Source organism: Pseudomonas sp. JQ170C (genome assembly GCF_035581345.1).
In the GTDB taxonomy this organism is placed as follows: Bacteria; Pseudomonadota; Gammaproteobacteria; order Pseudomonadales; family Pseudomonadaceae; genus Aquipseudomonas.
This window is the reverse complement of record NZ_CP141608.1, coordinates 5193496-5217242: the sequence shown is the minus strand read 5'-3', so window position 1 is coordinate 5217242 and position 23747 is coordinate 5193496. Positions and strand designations below refer to the sequence as shown.

19 protein-coding genes are annotated in these 23747 nt (G+C 62.2%); 2 read left to right on the top strand and 17 right to left on the bottom strand.

Annotated elements, in window-relative coordinates; translation table 11 throughout:
• Nucleotides 1–29 precede the first annotated feature (29 nt).
• The 16 genes from U9R80_RS23720 to dksA form a co-directional block, all read right to left on the bottom strand.
• On the bottom strand, nt 30–2966 hold the full coding sequence (locus U9R80_RS23720) for a DUF748 domain-containing protein (RefSeq protein ID WP_301840082.1): 2937 nt from the start codon (nt 2964–2966) through the stop codon (nt 30–32).
• Between the two features lie 91 nt (nt 2967–3057).
• Nucleotides 3058–4074 (bottom strand): class I SAM-dependent rRNA methyltransferase, encoded by a 1017-nt coding sequence (locus U9R80_RS23715; RefSeq protein ID WP_301840084.1) that lies wholly within the window; start codon nt 4072–4074, stop codon nt 3058–3060.
• 79 nt (nt 4075–4153) lie between these two features.
• Nucleotides 4154–5332, bottom strand: coding sequence for an acetyl-CoA C-acetyltransferase (locus U9R80_RS23710; RefSeq protein WP_301840085.1), 1179 nt, complete (start codon nt 5330–5332; stop codon nt 4154–4156).
• 124 nt (nt 5333–5456) lie between these two features.
• A complete protein-coding gene (locus tag U9R80_RS23705) occupies nt 5457–6326 on the bottom strand; it encodes an oxygenase MpaB family protein (RefSeq protein WP_301840086.1) in 870 nt (289 codons plus the stop codon).
• Between the two features lie 38 nt (nt 6327–6364).
• On the bottom strand, nt 6365–8299 hold the full coding sequence (gene acs, locus U9R80_RS23700; RefSeq protein ID WP_301840087.1) for an acetate--CoA ligase: 1935 nt from the start codon (nt 8297–8299) through the stop codon (nt 6365–6367).
• Between the two features lie 125 nt (nt 8300–8424).
• A complete protein-coding gene (gene pgi / locus U9R80_RS23695; protein WP_301840088.1) occupies nt 8425–10089 on the bottom strand; it encodes a glucose-6-phosphate isomerase in 1665 nt (554 codons plus the stop codon).
• A 108-nt stretch (nt 10090–10197) separates the two neighbouring features.
• Nucleotides 10198–10578 (bottom strand): aspartate 1-decarboxylase, encoded by a 381-nt coding sequence (gene panD / locus U9R80_RS23690; RefSeq protein ID WP_301840089.1) that lies wholly within the window; start codon nt 10576–10578, stop codon nt 10198–10200.
• 23 nt (nt 10579–10601) lie between these two features.
• A complete protein-coding gene (gene panC, locus U9R80_RS23685) occupies nt 10602–11459 on the bottom strand; it encodes a pantoate--beta-alanine ligase (protein WP_301840090.1) in 858 nt (285 codons plus the stop codon).
• Complete coding sequence (gene panB, locus U9R80_RS23680; protein WP_274114821.1) at nt 11456–12256, bottom strand: 3-methyl-2-oxobutanoate hydroxymethyltransferase; 801 nt, start codon at nt 12254–12256, stop codon at nt 11456–11458. The genes panC and panB overlap by 4 nt, the downstream gene beginning before the upstream one ends.
• A 251-nt stretch (nt 12257–12507) precedes the next feature.
• On the bottom strand, nt 12508–12984 hold the full coding sequence (gene folK / locus U9R80_RS23675) for a 2-amino-4-hydroxy-6-hydroxymethyldihydropteridine diphosphokinase (RefSeq protein ID WP_301840095.1): 477 nt from the start codon (nt 12982–12984) through the stop codon (nt 12508–12510).
• 2 nt (nt 12985–12986) lie between these two features.
• Nucleotides 12987–14372 (bottom strand): polynucleotide adenylyltransferase PcnB, encoded by a 1386-nt coding sequence (locus tag U9R80_RS23670; protein ID WP_301840096.1) that lies wholly within the window; start codon nt 14370–14372, stop codon nt 12987–12989.
• A 700-nt stretch (nt 14373–15072) separates the two neighbouring features.
• Nucleotides 15073–16512, bottom strand: a complete 1440-nt coding sequence (locus U9R80_RS23665; protein WP_301840097.1) for a sigma-54-dependent transcriptional regulator — start codon at nt 16510–16512, stop codon at nt 15073–15075.
• A gap of 22 nt (nt 16513–16534) precedes the next feature.
• Nucleotides 16535–19489, bottom strand: coding sequence for a sensor histidine kinase (locus U9R80_RS23660; RefSeq protein ID WP_301840098.1), 2955 nt, complete (start codon nt 19487–19489; stop codon nt 16535–16537).
• Complete coding sequence (locus U9R80_RS23655) at nt 19473–19649, bottom strand: hypothetical protein (protein ID WP_003250005.1); 177 nt, start codon at nt 19647–19649, stop codon at nt 19473–19475. Before U9R80_RS23655 ends, U9R80_RS23660 begins: the two co-directional genes overlap by 17 nt.
• A 202-nt stretch (nt 19650–19851) precedes the next feature.
• A complete protein-coding gene (gluQRS, locus tag U9R80_RS23650) occupies nt 19852–20739 on the bottom strand; it encodes a tRNA glutamyl-Q(34) synthetase GluQRS (RefSeq protein WP_301840140.1) in 888 nt (295 codons plus the stop codon).
• A gap of 77 nt (nt 20740–20816) precedes the next feature.
• Nucleotides 20817–21263, bottom strand: a complete 447-nt coding sequence (gene dksA / locus U9R80_RS23645; RefSeq protein WP_301840100.1) for an RNA polymerase-binding protein DksA — start codon at nt 21261–21263, stop codon at nt 20817–20819.
• A 211-nt stretch (nt 21264–21474) separates the two neighbouring features.
• Between dksA and U9R80_RS23640 the strand changes: the two genes are divergently transcribed.
• Entirely contained in the window at nt 21475–22647 is a 1173-nt protein-coding gene (locus tag U9R80_RS23640) for a pyridoxal phosphate-dependent aminotransferase (RefSeq protein WP_301840102.1), read from the top strand.
• Entirely contained in the window at nt 22647–23357 is a 711-nt protein-coding gene (gene sfsA, locus U9R80_RS23635) for a DNA/RNA nuclease SfsA (RefSeq protein ID WP_301840104.1), read from the top strand. The genes U9R80_RS23640 and sfsA overlap by 1 nt, the downstream gene beginning before the upstream one ends.
• Here sfsA and U9R80_RS23630 read toward each other — a convergent pair.
• A complete protein-coding gene (locus tag U9R80_RS23630; protein ID WP_301840106.1) occupies nt 23350–23667 on the bottom strand; it encodes a Rieske (2Fe-2S) protein in 318 nt (105 codons plus the stop codon). The two genes, sfsA and U9R80_RS23630, sit on opposite strands and share 8 nt — an antisense overlap.
• Nucleotides 23668–23747 lie beyond the last annotated feature (80 nt).

The window sequence follows — 23747 nt, the reverse complement described above, 5'->3', positions numbered from 1 at the left end:
ACCGATTGCCGGGGCTTCTTTATGCGCGTTTACTCGGCGTCCAGGTGCATCGGTGTAATCACACGACCATCCGGTTCGGCCTGGCCGAGGCTTGCATCAATGAAATACACCCGGTCATCTTCCAGCTTGGCCTTGTCGACCAGATAGTCCTTGATGCTGCTGGCTCGTGCCTGGCCGAGCTGGCGCAGCAGCAGGGCACTTTCAGCCCAGGATTTGAGCACTGCATCGCGCAACTGAGTGGTGCGCTGCTCACGGTCCAGTTGCTCCCACTCGGCAGGTGGTTGCTGTTTCAGGCGGGTACGGTAGATGCCTTCGAGCATGGCCGGCTTGTCGCCATCGGGCACTTTCAAGTCCGAGGCCTGGGCTGGCACTTTGTCGCCGCGGCGCTGGAGGATCTTGTAGTAGGTGCTCTGGTACTCACGTTCCAGGCGCTGCTGGGCAATCAACGGGCCGTCGCTGCTCTGGGCGCTGGTACCTTCGATCTCCAGGCGCAGGGCCGGGCGCTCCTTGAGGGCGGCTGCCAGTTTGTCCAGGGCACTTTGGGCGTCGGGCGCCAGGTCGCTGGAGCCGGCGGCAAAGGCCACGCTGCCAAGGTCCTGGGCATCGCCACCGCTGATCAAGCCACCAATGAACTTGAACGGCGCCTGGGCCGCGCGCAGCACCAGGTTGCGCAGGGTCTGCCAGACAATCGGCATGACGCTGAACTGGGGATCGTTGAGGTCGCCCGTGACCGGCAGTTCAATGGAGATCTTGCCCTCGGTGTCCTTGAGCAGCGCCACCGCCAGGCGGATCGGTAGATCGACTGCGTCCGGGCTGTCGACTTTCTCACCCAGTTGCAGCTGCTCGACCACCACTTTGTTCTCGGCCTTCAGCCGGCCCTGGGTGATGATGTAGTGCAGGTCGATATTGAGCCGGCCCTTGCGGATGCGGAACCCGGCGAACTTGCCTGAATAAGGCGTCAGGGTGGTCAGCTCGACACGCTTGAAGCTGGTGGCGATATCCAGGCTGGCCATCGGGTCGAAGGGGTTCAGGGCACCTTTGATGGTAACGGGTGCATAGCGATCGACCTTGCCCTTGATGTCAACCTTCGCCGGTTTGGGCTGGCGATTGTCGATGGTACCGATCTGGCCGTTGAGCTGTTGGATGGCCGTGGCGAAGTTGGGCGTCAGGCTGAAGTCGGCAAAATTGGCCGAGCCGTCGTTGATGTCGATGGCACCGATGCGAATGCCCAATGGCTTGGCGCTATTCGCTGCAGGCTTGTTCGTCGCCTGGGCTTGGGCCGTGGCTGGCTGGGGAATCAGCAGATCGTCGATGTTGGTGGTGCGGTCTTCGTTGATCATGAAGCGCGCATAGGGCTGCTTCAGGCTCACCTTGCCGATGCTCAGGGCATCACCGTGGCGGTAGGACACCGCATCCAGGTTCAACTGCTGCCATTTGACGAAGTCTCGATCCTTGATGGTGTCGAGGGTGTGCAGTTGGTTGACCTGGGCCTTGCCGTCGATCGTGAAGGCCAAGGGCTCGACGCTCTTGAGGTTTACATCGAGGTCACTGCCCAGCATGCCGCTACGCAGCTCCAGGCGTATGAAGGGGCTGATGTAGGCCTGGGCAACGCGCAGGTCAATGTCCTGGGTGTTGACCTTGACCCGTGCCGTGACCGGCGCCAGGTTGACCTCACCGGCAGCCTGCAGCTTGCCTTGCTTGCCAACGCCGGTATCGAGCTTGAGGGTAAAGGGTGACTGGTTGAGGCTGTCGAAGTTCTGCAGGTCCAGATTCAGCGGGCCAAGCTCCAGGGCGACGGGCTCTTTTTGCGAGCGGTCGGCCAGGTGGACTTGATAGTTGCGCAACTGCACGTCCTTGAGCAGGACTTGCCAGGGTTTGCTCGGTGCTGCGGCTGTGGCTTCTTTTGTAGCCTCCGGTTCGGCGGCTGCAGGCGCGGTCTTTTCTTTCGGGCTTGCCTTGGCGGGCTGGCTGGCGAACAGCTTCTGCCAATCAAGTTGCCCATCCGACTCCAGGGCCGCCCAGGTTTCCAGTTTCTCGCTGCGAATCTTGCCGACCGTCACCAACTGCTTGGCCAGGTCCACGGACGTTTCGCTCACATCCAGGCGGGCCAGGCGGGCCAGCGGGCGCCCATCCGGGGCCTTGATGGCAAACGGCGCGATACTGACAGCGGTGTTGTCGAGCAGCAGCTCGGTTTCCTTGGAGAGGTTCAGCGTGTAATGGGTGTCGAGGCTGATCACGCCTTCTTCCAGCACCAGCGGGACGGCATCGCGGACATAGGGCCAGAAGGCCTTCATCTTGCCGTCAGTAACCTTCAGGGTGCCTTCAGAGGCGAGCGGGATCAGGCTGAACGTGCCGCTCCAGTCGATGCGACCGCCGTGCGGGCCGATGGCCACCAGGGTCATGTCGGAACTGTCTTCGGGCAGGGTGCTGAGGTTCTTCAGTTCCAGGTTCATCGAGTCGTAGAGGAACTCGATCGGCTCGCTGGGGCGCTGGTCCTCGAAGTGCAGGTAACCTTCACTCAGTTTGATGCTGCCGATGCGCACCGGGAAGGGATCGCTCGGCGGCTCTTCAGGCTTGGGCTCACTGGGTGGCAACTTGAACAGTTGCGTCAGGTTCAGGCTGCCATCCTTGGCAAACAGTACTTCTGTGCGGGCCTTGTCCAGCTCAATGCCATCCAGGTGCAGGGCACCTGACCACAGGCTATCGAGCTGGAGGTTGGCGTAGAGGCGCTCGAAGCCGACCTGTTCCTTGCCTGGTTCACCGATCTGCAGCCCCCAGAGCGTCAACTCCAGGCTGAACGGGTTGAGCTCGATACGCTGCAAGTGGGCGGGCACCGTGGCGTAATTGGCCAATTGCTGGTTGGCGATACGCAGGGCCACCCCTGGGAGAATCAGAAAGCCAAGCAGGCTGTACAAGGCCACTGCGGCCAGCATGGCGCCGAGGGCGCGTTTCAATCCTTTGGGCATGTGCGACGTCGTCTGTCTCGTACGGGAGTGCTTGGAGTATGGCACGTAAAATCGGTTCCGAAATGACTCCAAAAATAAGCGAAAAGATCTGTCAGAGCTGAAGAATCAAGGTCTTGAGCGGCGATTGGCCATCCTGCGACGGAAAGTCGCTGGCGGGTTTGAGCGCCTGCCAGTCACGTACCGGCCGGCCACTTTTCTCGGCACAGCGCAGTACTTGGTCGCGCCAATCGTCGAAGCTGACTTTGGCGAGGTTGTTACAGCAGATCAGTACGCCATCTTCGGCAGTGCTAAGGAGGGCAGGCTTGAGCAGGCTCTGGTAGTCGCGTAGCAGGTCGACGGTGCCGAAGGCGCTCTTGGCCCAGGCCGGTGGGTCGAGAAATACCAGATCGAACTGGCGCTGCTCAAGGCGCGGGTAGGGCGGCAGCTTGTGCCCGCGCCGCTGGCTGACGGGCAAGCCGGCGAGTTGACGGATGGCAGGAAAGTAGTCGGACTGGATAAACGCCATCGGCAGCAGCTGTGGGTTCAGGGCATTGTTTTCCTTGCCCACCGCCAGGTTGCCCTCGGCGAAGTCCAGGTTGCACACCTCGCGGGCTCCCCCCGCAGCAGCGCTGAGGCCGACACCGCAGGTATAGGCAAAGAGGTTGAGTACACGTTTGCCGGCACTGTGCTGCTTGACCCAGCCACGCGCGTTGCGCAGGTCGAGAAACAGCAATGGGTCCTGGCCGGCATGGCGGCCTCGTACCCGGTAGTTCAGGCCCCATTCGTGGCCGATATGATCAGCCAGGGCTTCCTCGCTTGCCTGGTAGACCGGGTCGCGGCGGTCGATCCGGCTGTTGCCTTGGGAGCGGTCGTTGTACACCAGCAGCAACCCAAGACCCAGTTCTGCTTCGATGGCTGCGTGCAGGGCAAGAAGGGTGTCGCTGTCCAGAGTCAGGTGAAAACTCTGCACCAGTAGCTGCGGGCCATAACGGTCGATGGTCAAACCGCCGGCGCCCTCCTGACTGCCATGGAACAGACGGTAGCAATCGGTGCCTTGGGCATGCAGTTCGCTGAGAAGGCCCTTGCGGGCATCGAGGGCGGCGCGCAGCGCCTGATTCAAGAGGGACATGCACGTGGCCTTGGTTTGCGGACGTGCAGTTTAGCAGTAGAAGACGAGGGAGGGGCCGTTGCAGCCCCTCCCGCAGTGATTAGCGCTCGATCGCCAGGGCAACGCCCTGACCGCCACCAATGCACAGGGTGGCCAGGCCTTTTTTGGCATCACGCTTGATCATCTCGTGCAGCAGGGTGACCAGCACACGACAGCCAGAAGCACCGATCGGGTGGCCCAGGGCAATGGCACCGCCGTTGACGTTGACCTTGCTGGCATCCCAACCCAGCTCTTTGCCAACCGACAGGGCCTGGGCCGCGAACGCTTCGTTGGCTTCGATCAGGTCCAGGTCGGCCAACTGCCAGCCGGCCTTGTCCAGGCAGCGGCGCGTAGCGCTCACCGGGCCGATGCCCATGATTGCCGGGTCGACACCTGCGTTGGCGTAGGCCTTGATCCGGGCCAGCACCGGCAAGCCCAGCTGCTGTGCCTTGGCGGCACTCATCAGCATCACCGCCGCCGCGCCATCGTTAAGTGAAGAGGCGTTACCGGCTGTCACTGTTCCGTCTTTCTTGAAGGCGGGCTTGAGTTTGCCCAGGGACTCGGCGGTGGTGCCCGCGCGAGGTTGTTCGTCGGCGGCGAAGGCCACCGGTTCGCCCTTGCGCTGAGGGATCAGGATCGGCGTGATTTCGTCGACAAACCGCCCCGACTCGATGGCCGCTGCGGCTTTCTGCTGCGAGGCGGCGGCGAAGGCATCCTGGTCCTCGCGGCTGATGCCGTACTTCTCCACCAGGTTCTCGGCGGTGATGCCCATGTGGTAGTCATTGAAGGCATCCCACAGGCCGTCGCTGATCATGGTGTCGATCAGGCTGCTGTGGCCCATGCGCAGGCCGGTCCGTGCGCCGGGCAGCACATAGTTGGCCAGGCTCATGTTCTCCTGGCCGCCGGCGATTATGACGTCGGCGTCACCACAGCGAATGGCCTGGGTGGCCAGGTGCAGGGCCTTGAGGCCAGAGCCACAGACTTTGTTGAGGGTCATGGCGGGTACCGCGTGGGGCAGGCCTGCCTTGATCGCGGCCTGGCGGGCGGGGTTTTGCCCGGCGCCGGCGGTCAATACCTGGCCGAGGATCACTTCATCGACCTCTTCGCCGGCGACGCCCGTCTGAGCCAGCAATTGGCGAATCACCGCAGCACCCAGGTCTACGGCAGGAATGGTTGCCAATGCTCCCTGATAGCTACCGACAGCGGTACGGGTGGCGGCAACGATAACGACATCTTGCATGGCGCAGGTCCTCATTCTTATTCGATTGGGTATCAGAACAGCACAAGCCCCTCGGGGCCTTGATAGACCGTCATGGTGGCATAGATGCCGGGGGGACTGCCAACGGCGAACCGGCCGGTCGCCCTCAAACGAGCCCCATGCGCCGCCGGGCCCGTTGCAGCGAGCCATCGCGCATGGCCCAGCGCAACACCGGTGCGGTGGTGTGAATGCCCAGGCGGATCAGGCGGCGCTGCAGGGGATGCTGCCGCAGCTCGAGCTGGTCACTGGCCCAGAGTGGCAACAGATCAATGCCGGCGCGCAGCATCAGGCTGCCCATCGGCTTGGCCAGGCGGCTGGGGGCCGGGGCATCGAGCAACACCTGGACCACTTCGTGGCTGCGTGCATCGCAGTGCAATTGTGGGCGCATGGCTTGCAGGTAGTCGCTCACCTGCTGGCGAGAGCGGGGTACATCGCGGGCGCCCAGGCGTTCGGCGATCAGGGCGATTTGAGCGTAGTAGGCGTCCTGCTTGTCCAGCGGCATGTGGGGGTTGCGGTAGCGCAGGTGGGCGGCGAGAAAACTGCTGACTTCAGCCACATGCACCCAGGTCAGCAAGTCAGGATCGCTGGCGGCGTAAGGGCGTCCGTCGGCGGCGCTACCTACTACCTGGAGGTGGATGGTGCGCACTTTTTCGATCAGCCAGTCGGCATCGCGGGTAGCGCCAAACGTGGTCCCCGAGATGAACTGGCTGGTGCGTCGCAGGCGCCCGAGCAGATCCTGGCGGAAGTTGGAGTGATCCCACACCCCCGCCAGCGCCAGTGGATGCAGCAGTTGCAGGAGCAAGGCGCTGATCCCACCGACCAGCATGCTGGGGAAATCCCCGTGCACCCGCCAGCTGATACTGTCCGGGCCAAACAGGCCGGGGTCGCCCTTGGGAGTTTCGAGGTCCAGTTGCCCCAGGGACAAGCCGGTGAGGCTCATCACCTGGGTTTCGATACGGCGGCGAATCGCTTCCATGGCTACCTTGTGGCGTGGCAGCCGGGAAGAGGCTGCCGTTACTGGTTGAGGCGCTTGTCGATCAAGCCCTGGACCACACTGGGGTCGGCCAGGGTTGAGGTGTCGCCGAGGTTGTCCAGCTCGTTACAGGCGATCTTGCGCAGGATGCGGCGCATGATCTTGCCTGAGCGGGTCTTGGGCAGGGCCGGGGCCCACTGGATCAGTTCCGGCTTGGCGAAGCTGCCAATCTCCTTGCTGACCAAGCCCAGCAGCTCCTGTTTGAGCGCGTCGTCCGGGGCGATGCCGTTCATGGGGGTGACGAAGGCATAGATGCCCTGGCCCTTCAAGTCGTGAGGGTACCCGACTACGGCTGCCTCGGCGATGGCATCGTGCAGCACCAGTGCACTCTCGACCTCGGCGGTGCCGATCCGGTGCCCGGAGACATTGATCACGTCATCGATGCGACCGGTTATCCACAGGTCGCCATCCGCGTCGCGGCGGGCGCCGTCACCGGTGAAGTAATACCCCGGCAACGGTTTGAAGTAGGTATCGATCATTCGTTGATGGTCGCCGTACACGCTGCGGATCTGCGCAGGCCAACTGGCCTTTATCGCCAGCATCCCGCTGCCGGCACCTTCGATCAGTTTGCCCTTGTCGTCGAGCAGCACGGGCTGCACGCCGAACATGGGTTGCGTTGCGCAACCCGGCTTGATACGCCGCGTACCCACCAGCGGGCTGATCATGATGCCACCGGTCTCGGTCTGCCACCAGGTGTCGACGATGGGGCAGCGTTTCTCGCCCACGGCCTCGAAATACCATTCCCAGGCTTCCGGGTTGATCGGCTCGCCAACGCTGCCCAGCAGGCGCAGGCTGTTGCGCGAGGTGCTCTTCAGGGGGCCGTCGCCCTCACGCATCAGGGCGCGCAGCGCGGTGGGGGCGGTATAGAAGATATTCACGCGATGCTTGTCCACCACCTGCCAGAAGCGCGAGGCATCCGGGTAATTGGGCACGCCTTCAAACATCAGGGTGATCGCACCGTTGGCCAGCGGCCCATAGACGATGTAGCTATGGCCGGTAACCCAGCCCACGTCGGCGGTGCACCAGAACACTTCGCCGTCGCGGTAGTCGAACACCGTCTCGAAGGTCATCGCGGCTTGTAGCAAGTAGCCGGCGGTGGTGTGCATGACACCTTTGGGTTTGCCGGTACTGCCGGAGGTGTAGAGGATAAACAGCGGATCTTCGGCGGCCATTGGCTCGGGCGGGCAGTCTGGGCTCACTTGGGCGATGGCTTCGTGGTACCAGATATCGCGGCCATCGCTCCAGTCGATAGCGCCGCCGGTGCGCTTGATCACCACCACGCTGCTCACGTCCGGGCAACTGACCAGGGCCTTGTCGACGTTCTTCTTCAGGGCGATGGTCTTGGCGCCGCGCACCCCTTCGTCAGCGGTAATGACCGTGCGGCAATCGGCATCGAGAATCCGGTCCCGCAAGGCATCGGGCGAGAAGCCGCCGAACACCACCGAGTGGATCGCACCGATCCGGCTGCAGGCCAGCATGGCGTAGGCCGCCTCGGGAATCATCGGCATATAGATGCACACCCGGTCACCTTTTTTCACGCCGCGCTGCTTGAGCACGTTGGCCAGGCGGCTGACCTTGTCATGCAGTTCGCGGTAGGTGATCTGGCTGGAATCGGCTGGGTCGTCGCCTTCGCGGATGATCGCGACTTGATCGGCGCGAGTGGCCAGGTGACGGTCGATGCAGTTGTAACTGACGTTGAGTTGAGCGCCTTCAAACCAGCGTGCCTGGCCGGTTTTCATATCGCTGTGCTGGACACTGCTGAAGGGTTTTATCCAGTCCAGGCGCTTGGCCTGTTCGGTCCAGAAGGCATCGGGGTCTTCTATCGACTGGCGGTACAGACGTTCATAGTCGGCCTGGCTCAGTCGTGCCGCTTTGCTGACGGCGTCGGCATGGGGATAGGCGCTGATATCGAACATGGCGGGGTCCTGTTCTGCTTGTTTTAGTCAGAAGCCTGCCGGGGGCGGGCTCCTGCAACAGTGTCAGAACAGTGTAGCCGCTACCCCTGGCCGTGTTCGTTCGACCAGGGGCAGCGCAGGCGGGTTCAACCGCGGTGGCGGCTGCGGAAGAAGTTGATCAGGCCCTGGGTCGAGGCATCTTCGGCGGGCTCTTCGATGCCCCCGGTCAGGCGCTGGTACACACCCTTGCCCAGCTCCTTGCCCAACTCAACACCCCATTGGTCGAAGGCGTTGATACCCCAGATCACGCTCTGCACGAACACTTTGTGCTCGTACATTGCCACCAGCGCACCCAGGCGACGGGGGCTGATGCGCTCGACCACCAGGGTGTTGCTCGGGCGGTTGCCCGGGATCACCTTGTGGGGGGCGAGCTTCTGGATGTCGTCCTCTGCCAGGCCTTTGTCGCGCAGCTCGGCCTCTGCTTCGGCGCGGGTCTTGCCGAGCATCAGTGCCTGGCTTTGCGACAAGCAGTTGGCATACAGCCACTGATGATGGTCAGCCACCGGGTTGAAGCTGACGACCGGCACGATGAAGTCTGCCGGGATCAATTGCGTGCCCTGGTGCAGCAACTGATGGTAGGCGTGCTGGCCGTTGCAGCCCACGCCACCCCAGATCACCGGACCGGTGTCGTGGTTGACCGGCGTGCCGTCCTGGCGAACGCTCTTGCCGTTGGATTCCATGTCCAGCTGTTGCAGGTGCTTGGTGATGTTACGCAGGTAGTGGTCGTAGGGCAGGATCGCATGGCTCTGCGCGCCCCAGAAGTTGCCGTACCAGACGCCCAGCAGGGCCAGCAGCACCGGCATGTTCTGGTCGAATGGCGCGTTCTGGAAGTGCTGGTCCATGGTGTAGGCGCCAGACAGCAGTTCCTTGAAGTTGGCAGTGCCGATGGCCAGCGCGATCGGCAGACCGATCGCCGACCACAGCGAATAACGACCGCCAACCCAGTCCCACATCGGGAAGATGTTCTCTTCGCGGATACCAAAGGCCACTGCGGCCGTCTTGTTGCTGGAGACGGCAATGAAGTGCTTGTACAGCTCGGCTTCCGAACCACCCTGGGCCAGGTACCAGCTACGCGCCGCTTGGGCGTTCTTCAGGGTTTCCAGGGTGTTGAAGGATTTCGACGAAACGATGAACAGCGTGGTTTCGGCGCGCAACTTGGCCGACAGCTCGTGGAACTCGCTGCCGTCGATATTGGCCAGGTAATGGCAGCGTACACCGCGCTGGGCGTAGGGCAGCAAGGCTTCCGAGACCAGCTCGGGGCCGAGGAACGAGCCGCCGATGCCGATGTTCACCACGTCAGTGATCGGCTTTTCGCTGTAGCCGCGCCACAGGCCGTGATGAATGCGTCCGACCAGTTCGGTCACCTGGTTGAGGACCTTGTGCACCTCGGGCATCACGTTGACGCCGTTGACGTTCAACTTGTCGCCTACGGGGCGGCGCAGAGCCGTGTGCAGCGCCGGGCGGCCTTCGGAGGCATTGAGGATCTCGCCGGCGAACAGCGATTTGATCGCGTCCTGCAAGCCGGCTTCGTTGGCCAGGTTGACCAGCAGGTCGCGGGTCTGGCCGTTGATCAAATTCTTCGAGTAATCGAGAAACAGGCCACAGCAGCTCAGGGACAGCTGGTTGAAACGTTGCGGGTCGGCATTGAATGCGTCGCGCATGCTGAATTCCTGCATGGCTTCGCGGTGTTGCTGGAGCGCCTGCCACGCGGGCAAAGTCGTTGCATCATGAGGGGAGCGGTAATACGCCATCGCTGCAGGTTTCCTTATTGCTTGAACTGCCTTGGACACTGAAAAAAACGACCTGTTTGCAAGCTTATGGCAATTAATGCCATCAGCCTGCCTGACAGGGGGCTGACCTTAGGCCAGCTGGACGGGAATGGCGTTGCTGGTATGGCTCAGTTCGTTACCAGGGGCCATGTAGAGCATGCGTGGCTTGAAGTTGGCCAGCTCGGCTTCGCTGTAGTGAGCATAGGCACAGATGATCACCCGGTCACCGACCTTGGCCTTGTGCGCGGCAGCGCCGTTGACCGAGATCATCCGCGAGCCTTCTTCGCCGCGAATGGCATAGGTGGTGAAGCGCTCGCCATTGTCGACGTTGTAGATATGGATCTGTTCGTACTCGCGAATACCGGACAGGTCGAGCCAGAGGCCGTCGATGGCGCAGGAGCCTTCGTAGTCGAGCACCGCGTGAGTGACTTCGGCGCGGTGCAGCTTGGCCTTGAGCATGATGGCGTGCATGGGATTCCTCTTGCGGGATCTTGTTACTGGTCGTCGAGGTTCAGGTGCAGGTTGTCGATCAGGCGCGTGGCACCCAGGAACGCTGCCACCAGGATGACCAGGTCGCGGTCATCGGCTGTGGCCGGGCGCAGGCTGAGGGCCTGGCGTACTTCCAGGTAGTCAGGGCGAAAGCCGGCGGCGGCCAGATGTTCCTGGCTGCTGGCGATCAGTGCCGGGTAATTCCGCTGACCTTGCTCGATCGCTGTCGCCATGTCGCTCAGCACACGGTAGAGCGCCGGGGCGGTAGCACGTTGTTCTTCATTCAGGTAACCGTTGCGCGACGACAGCGCCAGGCCATCGTCGGCGCGCACGGTCGGCTCGCCGATGATCTGGATCGGCATGTTCAGGTCCCGCACCAGTGCGCGGATCACCGCGAGCTGCTGGAAGTCCTTCTGGCCGAATACGGCCAAGTCCGGCTGGACCATGTTGAACAGTTTGTTGACCACGGTCGCCACACCCTCGAAGTGCCCTGGGCGGCTGGCGCCGCACAAGCCTTCAGACAACTGTGGGACGCTGACCCGGGTCTGGCCGGCCATGCCGTCGGGGTACATCTCTTCGACGGTGGGCGCGAACAGCAGGTGGCAACCGGCCTGGAGCAGAGTCTCCTGGTCGGCAGCGAGGGTACGCGGGTATTTGTCGAGGTCTTCGCTGGGGCCAAACTGCAACGGATTGACGAAGATGCTGGCGACCACGAAGTCGGCACGCTGCGCTGCCTTGGTCACCAAGGCGGCATGGCCGCTGTGCAGGTTACCCATGGTCGGTACGAAGCCGATGCGCTTGCCTTCACTGCGCGCACGCGCCACGGCGGCGCGCAGTTCGCGGACGGTCTTGACTGTATTCATGCACTGAACCCGTGTTCGCTGCCTGGGAAGCTGACGTCCTTGACCGCTGCTACGTAAGCCTGGAGCGCACCCTGGATGTCGCTCTGACCGACCATGAAGTTTTTCACGAACTTGGGCACTCGGCCAGTCAACGACAAGCCCAGCATGTCGTGGAGCACCAGAACCTGACCGTCGGTCGCGCTGCCTGCGCCGATGCCGATTACCGGAATGCTCACGGCCTGGGTGATTTCAGCCGCCAGTTCGCTCGGCACACACTCAAGCAGCAGCATGGCGGCGCCGGCCTGCTCGAGGGCAATGGCGTCAGCGCGCATCTGGCGGGCCTGGCTTTCCTGGCGGCCCTGGACCTTGTAGCCACCCAGAATGTTGACCGCCTGAGGGGTCAGGCCCATGTGGGCACACACCGGTACGCCACGTTCGGCCAGCATGCGAATGGTGTCGCCCAGCCAGGCGGCGCCTTCGATCTTGACCATGTGGGCGCCAGCCTGCATCAGGGCGCCGCAATTGGCGAAGGCCTGGTCGGCGGTGGCGTAGGCCATGAAGGGCAGGTCGGCGAGGATCAGTGCGCCGTCGTTACCGCGCTTCACACAGGCCGTGTGGTACGCCATGTCGGCGGTGCTGACGGGCAGGGTGCTGTCATGGCCTTGCAAGACCATGCCCAGGGAGTCACCCACCAGCAATATTTCCACGCCTGCACGGCTGGCAGCCTGAGCAAAGGTCGCGTCATAGCAGGTCAGCATGGTTATTTTCTCACCCTTGGCCTTGAGGCTCTGCAGGGTGGTCAGGGTTACTTCTGGCATGAAAAGGAATCCTCGTTCAGGCGCTGTGAAAAACGACTGCGTACAACGCGTGTATTCATCTTCTGGAACAGCACATCATCGAATGTGGTGTTTTGGTTACGACCTGTTCCAGGCCTATATACGCCTTTTTGCGGCGCGCAGGCGCCACGGGACGCCTATAGTCGTGAGGGTGGGGGCTGAAGTCAATTACCCTGTTACCGCATTGTTACGAATGCGTTGTTACGGGCGTTACCGCGTGGGGGAACGCCCGGCTACAGGCGCTCCAGGCCGACGAACGGGCATTCTGCCAGCAGTTGGGCAAGTGCGCGCCCATCGGCCAGCATGAAGTCATCCGCGACCAGTTCGGCCAAGGGGTAAAGGACGAACGGTCGGGCCTGCATGTGGTAGTGCGGGACCTTCAGGCGGGGGATGTCGATGACCTGGTTGCCGTAGAGCAGGATGTCCAGGTCGAGGGTGCGCGGGCCCCAGCGCTCCTTGCGCTCGCGGCCCTGGGCGGCCTCGATGGCCTGCAAGCTATCAAGCAGCGTCAGTGGCGGCAGATCGGTTTCCAGGGCGGCAACGGCATTGGTATAGCGCGGTTGGCCCGGTGACAGCGATTCGCTGCTGTAGAACGCAGAAACCCCCGTCACCGTTGTTTCAGGCAGCTGGTGCAGCGCATTGACTGCGCTGCGTAGCTGTTCGTGCGGCTCATCCAGGTTGCTGCCCAGGCCGATGTACACGCGCTCCATGCTTATTCGCCTGCGGCGTCGGCACGTTTGCGTTTGCTCGGGCTGCGCTTGCGTTTGCGCGGAGCGGCACCGGTACCTTCGTCACGCGAGCCCAGCTCGCGAATCATGTCGCGGCGCTCGGAGTCGTTGCAGTCCTGGTAGTCGGTCCACCATTGCCCCAGGCCGTCGGTTTCTTCGCCAGCGCTTTCACGCAGCAGCAGGAAGTCGTAGCCGGCACGGAAGCGTGGGTTGTCCAGCAGCAGGTCGGCACGCTTGCCGCTGCGCCGTGGCAGACGCTCCTGCATGTCCCAGATCTCGCGGATCGGCAGGGTGAAACGCTTGGGGATTGCGATGCGCTGGCACTGTTCGGCGATCAGCTCGTGGGCAGCTTCGTTCATGGCCGGGATCGGCGGCATGCCGCGGCTCTGCAGGCGCAAGGCGCGACCTGGCAGTGCCGGCCAGAGCAGGGCGGCAAACAGGAAGGCCGGGGTTACCGGTTTGCCCTGTTTGATGCGCAGGTCGGTGTTGATCAGTGCCTGGCTGATCAGGGTGTGGGTATAGGTCGGGTGTTCTTCCAGGGCCTCGGCACTGGCCGGGAACAGTGGATCGAACAGTTGCAGGTCGACCAGCATTTCAAACGTATCGGCGGCGTAGCCGGAGAGGAACAGCTTGAGCGTTTCCTCGAACAGGCGGGCGGCCGGGATCTCACGCAGCATTGGCGCCAGGTCGCGGATCGGCTGCACGGTGTGCTTCTCGATACCGAAGTTCAGCTTGGCGGCAAAGCGCACGGCACGCAGCATCCGTACCGGGTCTTCCTGGTAACGCTGGGTCGGATCGCCGATCAGGCGAATCAGGCGATTGCGAATATCGTGTACGCCATTGGCGTAGTCGAGGATGCGCTCGCTGACCGGGTCGTAGTACAGGGCGTTGATGGTGAAGTCGCGGCGCTGCGCGTCTTCTTCCAGGGTGCCATAGACGTTGTCGCGCAGAATTCGTCCACTCTCGTTACGTGACGAGGTGTGGCTGTCTTCAGCTTCGCTTTCCGGGTGGTTGGCGCGGAAGGTGGCGACTTCGATGATTTCACGTCCGAAATGGATGTGAACCAGCTTGAAACGGCGGCCAATGATGCGCGCATTGCGAAACTCGGCACGAACCTGTTCTGGCGTGGCGCTGGTGGCGACGTCGAAGTCCTTGGGGGTAATCCCCAGGAGTTGGTCACGCACGCAGCCACCAACCAGGTAGGCCTGGTAGCCAGCATTTTGCAGGCGCTCGACGATGCTCACCGCATGACGACTGAATTGGCCACGTTGCAGCGAGTGTTGACCGCTATTGATCACTTCAGGCGTGGTGCGCTTGTGGTGCGGACCACGTACGGGAGGACGGAACGACTGGAACAGCTTCTTCAGCATGGGATGCACTGTTTGAAGGAATGTTCGGCCAAAAAAGAAGAATGGCCGCATGATGGCCGGGGATTCTAGCATTTACTGGGCAGATGGTGTAGGCGGTAGCAACGAGGGGGTGACGCGGGGGAGAAACTACAAGGGGAGCCGAAGCTCCCCAAGAAGTAGTTGCGTGCTCTTATTATTTTTTTGCCGGGCTTTTTGTTTTTGTTGAGCGCCCTATCCACAAAACGCAAAGCTTGTGGACGATCTCCCTAACCGGGATTCAAGAGCAAACGGATTGCTTTGGTCGCTGACGTTGCAATGATCTTGCGATCCAACCAGTTCAGGCCCTGCTTGAGTGCAGTTTTTGTTGTTCTCTGCCTGGTTGTGGGGCAAGCCCCAAATACAACTCCTCTCCAAAAGAATCAGTTAGCTGCGCCTCCGCCGTCTTGTTCTTATTGTGCGTGAGCCGATTCGTCTTATTTTTATTGTCTTTTGCAGTGCTTGTTATTGTTCTTGTACCAAACATATAGCAGGTGCCGTGCCAACTTTTGCAAACCCCAGTAAAACAAGGGGTTGGAGCGGTTTAGGGGGCCTGGCAGGGCGAAAAAAAACCGGGGCTTCGTTACCGTAAGCCCCGGTTTTGTTACGAGATTGTGGCGAGGTAACAGTTTGTCGCGGTGTGACAGTGTTACCGCCGCGCGCCCGTGGTGACAGCTGAAAGGTATCAGCCTTCGCTGGTCGCGCCGCTCTTGCGCCGCGGGATGCCCAGGCGTTGACGGCGTTCCCATAGGCACTTGCGGCTGACCCCCAGCTTGCGTGCAAGCTCGGTCTCGGTCATGTGGTCCTGGTGTTCGAGAACGAAGTGCTGGAAATAGTCTTCCAGGGAAAGGTCCTCGGTGGGTTCGTGGCTGGTAGTGCTAGCCGCGCTGCCACTGCTGGGCAGGCTGGCGAAGGGTTCATCGTCGTCCAGGTCACTCAGCTCGATGTCGATGCCCAAGAGATCGGCAGAGATTTCCGGGCTCTCGCAAAGAATCACGGCACGCTCGACGGCGTTCTCCAGCTCACGGACGTTACCCGGCCAGGAATAGTGACGGATGGCCTGCTCGGCGTCATGGCCGAAGCGCAGGTCATTACGACCGATGCGCGCACTCTGGCGGGCGAGGAAGGCGTTGGCGATCTCGATGACGTCGGTGCCGCGCTCGCGCAAGGCGGGTAGCTTGAGGGCGATGACGTGCAAGCGGTAATAAAGGTCTTCACGGAACTGGCCGACCTTGGCCAGGTTCTTCAGGTCACGGTGAGTCGCGGCGATCAGGCGCACATCGACCTTTTGCGACTGCACCGAGCCGACCCGGCGGATCTCGCCTTCCTGCAACACCCTTAGCAGGCGTGCCTGGGCTTCCAGGGGCAACTCACCAATCTCGTCGAGGAACAGGGTGCCGCCGTCGGCCGCTTCGACCAAGCCTGCGCGGCCGGCGCTGGCACCGGTAAAGGCGCCTTTTTCGTGGCCGAAGAGTTCCGATTCGATCAGGGTCTCAGGGATCGCTGCGCAGTTCACCGAAATCATCGGTGCCTTGGCCCGGCGCGACAGATTGTGCAGGGCGCGGGCGACCAGTTCCTTGCCGGTACCCGATTCACCCTGGATCAATACATTGGAGTCGGTAGGCGCGACCTTGCGGATCTTCCCGTACAGGTCCTGCATCGGTGGGCAGGAGCCGATGATGCCGATCTCGCCGTTGGCCGCATTGCTGCTGCCTTTGTCTGCCGGGGCAGACTTGCCGTTGCCACGGGCCTCGGCAGGCACCGCCGGGGCGTTCTGGCGATCGCGCAGGATCCGCGCCACCGCCTGGAGCATTTCGTCATGGTCGAACGGCTTGGCGATGTAGTCCACCGCGCCCATCTTCATCGAGTCGACAGCCGAGCGCAGGCTTGCGTAGCTGGTCATGATCAGCACCGGCGTACCCTGGCCGAGCTTGATCAGCTCGGTGCCCGGGGCGCCGGGCAGACGCAGGTCGCTGACAATCAGGTCGAAGGTGGCAATGCTGAAGCGTTCCTGGGCTTCCTGAACCGAGCCGGCTTCGCTGACCTGGTACTGGTTCCGCTCGAGCAGTCGACGCAGCGCCGAGCGGATGATGGTTTCGTCTTCGACGATCAGAATGTGCGGCATTGATTCAATTCTCTCGACGGTCTCAGTTCACAGCGGACGTCGCTACGACATGACGCGGCAGGGTCACTCGGATCCGGGTGCCGCGCTGGCTTTGAGTATCGGCCGGGCTGTCGATGGTGATTTGTCCATAATGCTCTTCCACGATGGAATAGACCAGAGCAAGCCCCAGTCCGGTACCTTCGCCCGGGTCCTTGGTAGTGAAGAAGGGTTCGAACAGACGATCCATGATGTTTTTCGGAATACCGCTGCCTTCGTCCTCGACGATCAGGTCGACGGTATGCTCGCTCGCTTCGCTCTTGACCCTTACGGCGCTGCCGGGAGGGGAGGCATCGCGGGCGTTGGAAAGCAGGTTGATCAGTACCTGGGCCAGGCGTTGCGGATCGCCTTCGACCCAGTGTTCGGGGTCGCACAGGTTGAAAAACTGTACTTCGAAATTGCGCCGGTTCAAGGCCAGAAGACCGATGGCATCCTGCGCCACCTCAGCCAGGCACACCGGCTCGTCGCTTTGCTGGTGGCTGCCGGCGTGGGCAAAGCTCATCAGCGATTGCACGATGCGCGAGATGCGTTTGGTCTGCTCCAGGATCTGGCTGCTGAGCTCGGTAATTTCGCCATCATCTTCTCGCTCTTCGCGCAGGTTCTGGGCGAGGCAAGCAATACCGGTGACCGGGTTGCCGATTTCGTGGGCGACGCCTGCGGCCAGGCGACCGATGCTGGCCAGGCGCTCGGAATGCACCAGCTTGTCTTCCAGGGCCTGGGTTTCGGTCAGGTCCTCGACCAGCACTACCAGGCCGCTGTTACCCGGCGCCAGGGGTTCGTCGATAGCGGCCTTGTGCAGGTTCAGCCAGCGGGTCTGACCATCGAGCCCGAGACGCTGCTTGTGCAGGTGTTCATCGGGGACGTTGATAAAGCCCAGCAACAGCCCGCGCCAGGGTTCGCCGATAGTGGTCAGGCGAGAGCCAACCACGCGCTTGGCCGGGATGCCGGTGAGCTCTTCCATGGCCTTGTTCCACATCAGGATTTCCTGGTCCTTGGCCAGCGAACAGACGCCCATGGGCAGTTCCTGCAAGGTCTGGCGGTGGTAGCGACGCAGGGCATCGAGTTCGGCGGCAAGGCCGGTCAGGCGCGAGTGGTAATCTTCCAGGCGGCTTTCGATGAAGTGGATGTCTTCGGTGACGTAATTCTCGTTACCCGATTTGTAGGGGAGGAAGGTTTCCACCATGTCCTGGGCAACACTGGGGCCCATCAGGCCGGACAGGTTGGCCTCGATCCGGTCACGCAGGCGGCGCAGTGCATAGGGGCGACGTTCATCGAACGGCAGGTAAAGGTCGCGCAGGGCCTGCTCGACCTCCTTTTGTGCCGCCTTGGCCCCCAGGGGCTTGGCCAGTTGCGTGGCGAACTCCTGGGGGGACGCAGCGTGCAGCTCGCGCCGTTGCGGGCGACGCACGTTGTCTACGGCGCAGGCTTCGGCAGCGCTGACTTCTTCGCTGCTGGCGTTGGTGAACAGCGAGATCAGGGTGAACAACAGCACGTTCGCTGCCAGTGAGGCGATGGCTGCCATGTGCCAACTGGTGTCGTCGAGCACGTAGATCATGTTCAGCAACGGGATGTAGAAACCCTGCAGATTGCCCACCAGCGGCAGCAACATGGTCACCATCCACACCAGGATCCCGGCGAGCAACCCGGCGATGAACCCACGGCGATTGGCGGTCGGCCAGTACAGCACCGAGAGGACGCCGGGCAGGAACTGCAGGGTGGCAACAAAGGCAACGATGCCCAGGTTGGCAAGATCCTGCTGGCTGCCCAAGGTCAGGTAGAAGCCGAAACCTGCGGCAATGATGGCGACGATCAAGGCCCGACGGGTCCACTTCAGCCAACGGTAGATATTGCCTTCGGCAGGCGGTTGGTACAGGGGCAGTACCAGATGGTTGAGGGCCATGCCCGACAACGCCAGGGTCGTGACAATGATCAGGCCGCTGGAGGCGGAGAGACCACCGACATAGGCAAGCAAGGCAAGCGCCTGGTTGTTGGCGGCGATGCCCAGGCCCAGGGTGAAGTACTCGGGGCTGGTGCTGGCGCCCATCTTCAGGCCGGCCCAGAGGATCAGCGGCACCGCCAGGCTCATCAGCAGCAGGAACAGCGGAAGGCCCCAGCTGGCGCTGACCAGCGAGCGCGGATTGAGGTTCTCGGTAAAGGCCATGTGGTACATGTGCGGCATGACGATGGCCGAGGCAAAGAACACCAGCAGCAAGGTGCGCCACGGACCTTCCTGCAAGGGCGTATGCAGTGCGGCCAGGGCGGTCTGGTTCTGCAGCAGCCAGACTTCCAGTTGGTGTGGACCGCCGAATACGCCATAGAGGGCATACAGGCCGATGCCTCCCAGGGCCAGGAGCTTGATGACCGACTCGAAGGCAATCGCGAATACCAGGCCTTCGTGTTTTTCCCGTGTGGCGATGTGCCGGGAGCCGAAGAAAATGGTGAACAGGGTAATCAGCGCGCAGAAGGCCAGGGCCACTCGGGCCTTGACGGGTTCGCCGGTGAGGATGCTGATGGAGTCGGCCACCGCCTGGATCTGCAACGCCAGCAAGGGCAGCACACCGATCAGCATGAACACCGTGGTCAACGCGCCAGCCCAGGTGCTGCGAAAGCGGAAGGCGATCAGGTCGGCCAGGGACGATAGCTGATAGGTACGGGTGATCTTCAGAATGGGGTACAGCAAGACCGGCGCCAGCAGGAAGGCGCCGGAAACCCCGAGGTAACAGGCGAGGAATCCATAGCCGTACTGGTAGGCCAGGCCTACCGAGCCATAGAAAGCCCAGGCGCTGGCGTACACCCCCAGCGACAGGGTGTAGGTCAGTGGGTGGCGAATGATCGAGCGCGGGATCATGCCGCGTTCGCTGACCCAGGCCACGCCGAACAGCACCAGCAGGTAGGCGGCGCTGATCAGGATCATCTGGGTCAGGCTAAAGCTCATCGGCATCACGTTGGCTCTGCAGGATAAAGGTCACGACGATCAGGATCAGCCAGAGCAGGTAAGGGCGATACCAGGCTCCGGTCGGCTCGATCCACCAGTCCATGATGGCCGGGGAGAACAGGTAGATCCCCACGACCAGAAGCAGGACCAAACGATAGATATACATGCTGGCCTCAAAGGTTAGGGCGCTGCTGCTTGGACTTATTATTGGCGCAAATGGCTGCGGCGATGGTAACGGATGGGCTGGCGACTGCAAACGGCCTTGCGTGTTTTAGCCAAAGTTTTGAATTTATTGAGCTTTGTGCAGGAGCGGGCTTGCCCCACGAGAGCGCAAGGCTTATCGCGGAGCAAGCCCGCGCCTACCGGATTCAGTGCAGGTCTGCTTCGGGCACGCTCAGGCGTCGGGGGAGGGCATCGGCGCTCCAGTGCCGCGCGGCATGGGCCAGTACCTCGGCGGGCCGGGCGTGTTCCATGGCGGGATCGGTGGGCTGGCCCAACGCGCGCAAGGCGCGCAGGATCAGGGGCGTCGCTTGCTCGGCAGGCAGTGGAGCGGAGCGGTAGCTTTTGCCCAGTTTGTGCCCATCGGGCTGGGTGATCAGCGGAACATGCAGGTAGCGAGGTTGCGACAGTCCCAGTAGCTCCTGCAGATAAAGCTGGCGTGGTGTGTTGTCGAGCAGGTCTGCGCCACGCACGATATCGGTCACCCCTTGCCAGGCGTCATCCAGCACAACAGCCAGCTGATAGGCGTAGAGCCCGTCGCGGCGGCGAATCACAAAATCGCCCACTTCACGGCCCAGGTGTTGCTCGAAAATGCCTTGCACCCGGTCCTCGAACCGGTAGGTCAGTTCCGGAACGCGCAAGCGAATGGCGGCATCCTGCTGGGCATGGCCCAGGTTGCGGCACAGGCCTGGATAGATACCGTTGTAGCCCTCGAGCTGTTTGCGCGAGCAAGTGCAGGCGTAGGCCAGCCCCTGGCGGAACAGGCGTTCGACCACCTCGGCATAGGCGTCGTGGCGCTGGCTCTGGTAGACCACTTCGCCGTCCCACTCCAGGCCGTAGCTTTCCAGGGTGTGCAGAATGGCCGCCTGGGCGCCGGGGGCTTCACGCGGTGGGTCGATGTCTTCCATGCGCAGCAGCCACTGGCCGCCCACGGCGCGCGCGTCGAGCCAGGAGGCCAAGGCCGCGACCAGAGAGCCGAAATGCAGGAAGCCACTGGGAGTAGGGGCGAAGCGCCCGATATAGCGAGGGTTGTTCATGCTCATGGCGAGGGTACGAGACAATCGGTGCAGCTATAAATGAAGCGGGGCGCCTTGAGCGCCCCGTTCTGGTCAGATCAGGCCTTGCCGACCTGCTTTTCCTTGATTTCCGCCAAGGTCTTGCAGTCGTAGCAGAGGTCGGCAGTCGGGCGTGCTTCCAGGCGGCGAATACCGATTTCCACGCCGCAGCTGTCGCACCAGCCGTACTCTTCGTCTTCGATCAGTTGCAGGGTCTTGTCGATTTTCTTGATCAGCTTGCGTTCGCGATCGCGGTTACGCAGCTCAAGGGCAAACTCTTCTTCCTGGCTGGCGCGATCGGCCGGGTCCGGGAAGTTGGCTGCCTCGTCTTTCATGTGGTCCACAGTCGCGTCCACACCTTCCATCAGCTCTTTCTTCCACTTATGAAGGAGCGTGGTGAAATGCTTGCGCATGGGGGCACCCATGTACTCCTCACCCTTGGTTTCTTTGTAGGGTTCGAAGCCGCGAACGAGTTGACTGCTTTGTTGCTTTTCTTGGGTGGACATGAATAGACCGCCTCTCACTCTTCTAATCCATTGCGCAGGCTGCTCCATCTCCGGCGCCCGCCGGCCCTGCGACTGCGAGCCGCCGAACTTACCAGATCGAATCGGGGCGCGCTACTCCCGGTTGTCTTCGTGGTTGACAGCAGGTTTAGCCACACGTTCGCTCCAGCACATGGGTAGAATCAATATTCTAGACCCATTTGAGAGAAGGCTGATGGCCCAGTCCTACAGTGCGCGCAGCCGCGCCATAGAACCCTTCCACGTCATGGCACTGCTGGCGCGCGCCAATGAGTTGCAAGCCAGCGGCTGTGATGTGATTCACCTGGAAATCGGCGAGCCGGACTTCACCACCGCCGCGCCCATCGTCGAGGCCGGGCAGGCCGCGCTGGCTGCCGGGCACACGCGCTACACCGCTGCACGCGGTTTGCCGGCCTTGCGCGAAGCCATTGCAGGCTTCTACCAGCAGCGCTACGGACTGAACATCGACCCCCAGCGCATTCTCATTACCCCCGGTGGCTCCGGTGCCCTGCTGCTGGCCAGCAGCTTGCTGGTGGATCCGGGCAAGCACTGGTTGCTGGCCGACCCGGGTTACCCCTGCAACCGGCACTTTTTGCGCTTGGTCGAAGGCGGTGCTCAGCTGGTGCCCGTAGGTCCTGAAGTCAACTATCAACTGACCGCCGATCTGGTCGATCGCTATTGGGACAACGACACCGTGGGTGCCCTGGTGGCATCCCCGGCCAACCCGACCGGTACTGTGCTGGATCGCTCCGAACTGGCCGGCCTGTCTGCGGCTACCCGGGCCCACGGCGGTCACTTGGTTGTCGACGAGATTTACCACGGGCTTACCTACGGGATGGATGCCACCAGCGTGCTGGAAGTCGATGACCACGCCTTCGTTTTAAATAGTTTTTCCAAGTATTTCGGCATGACTGGCTGGCGTCTTGGCTGGCTGGTGGCCCCCCCAGAGGCGGTGGGCGACCTGGAGAAGCTGGCGCAGAATCTCTATATCAGTGCCCCGAGCATGGCCCAGCATGCGGCGCTGGCCTGCTTCGAGCCACGCACCCTGGCCATTCTCGAAGAGCGTCGTGCCGAGTTCGCGCGTCGCCGTGACTTCCTGCTGCCGGCCCTGCGTGACCTGGGCTTCGGTATCGCCGTGGAACCGCAAGGCGCGTTCTACCTGTATGCCGACATCAGCGCCTTTGGCGGTGACGCCTTTGCGTTTTGCCAGCATTTCCTTGAAACCGAACACGTTGCGTTCACACCCGGACTGGATTTCGGGCGCCACCTCGCTGGGCATCATGTGCGCTTTGCCTATACCCAGAGCTTGCCGCGCCTGCAGGAAGCGGTGGAGCGGATTACCCGGGGCTTGCGGAGCTGGCAAGGCTGATGCGTTTTACTCCAAACCTCGAAACCGCTCGCTTGCTGCGCCGCTACAAACGCTTCCTGGCCGATATCGAGCTGCCCTGCGGCGAGCAGATGACTATCCATTGCCCCAACACGGGCTCGATGTTCAATTGCATGGTCGAAGGCGGGCAGGTGTGGTTCAGCCGCTCCAATGACCCCAAGCGCAAGCTGCCGGGTACCTGGGAGATCAGCGAAACCCCCCAGGGGCGGCTGGCTTGTGTGAATACCGGGCGGGCCAATGCTCTGGTCGAGGAAGCATTGCTTGCCGGCCGCATCACCGAGCTGGCCGGGTTCACGGGGCTCAAGCGCGAGGTCGCTTACGGCGAGGAGCGCAGCCGGGTGGATTTTCGCCTGGACTATGCCCAGGGGCCGGCTTATGTCGAGGTCAAGAGTGTGACCCTGGGGTATGCCGACTCGGCCGTGGCAGCCTTTCCGGACGCGGTCACCCAGCGCGGCGCCAAGCACTTGCGCGAACTGGCGGCGCTGGCGCGTCAAGGCGTGCGGGCGGTGCAGTTGTACTGTGTGAACCTCAGCGGTATCGAAGCGGTGCGCCCAGCCGAAGAAGTCGATGCCGCCTATGCAACGGCCTTGCGCGCTGCGGTGGCCGATGGGGTCGAGGTTCTGGCCTATGGCACGCACATCGACGGCGAGCAGATCTATATCGATCGGCCCTTGCCGGTATTGCTCAGCTGATGAGCCAGATACCCTGGCTGTCTTCCCGACACGCCAGGGCGGTCAGGTAGTCGCCGGCACAGGGCCCGGCCACGCATTCACCCGACTCGATCAGAAACAGCGCGCCATGGCGGCAGCAGGTGATCAGGCTGGCGCTGCTGTCGAGAAACTGGTCCGGCTCCCAGTTCAGCGGGATGCCGCGATGGGGGCAGCGGTTCTGGTACAGATAGACCTTGCCTGCGCGGCGAACGGCGAACAGTTCGGTGTCGTCGAGGGTAAAGCCACGGCTGTGGCCTTCACCCAATTCGTCGGGAAAACAAAGAAAGTGCATGGCGAGGGGAGGTACCTGAAGTCACGGTGGTCGCTTGACGTTCAAATGCAAATAATTATCAAATTATTCCAACACGCCGC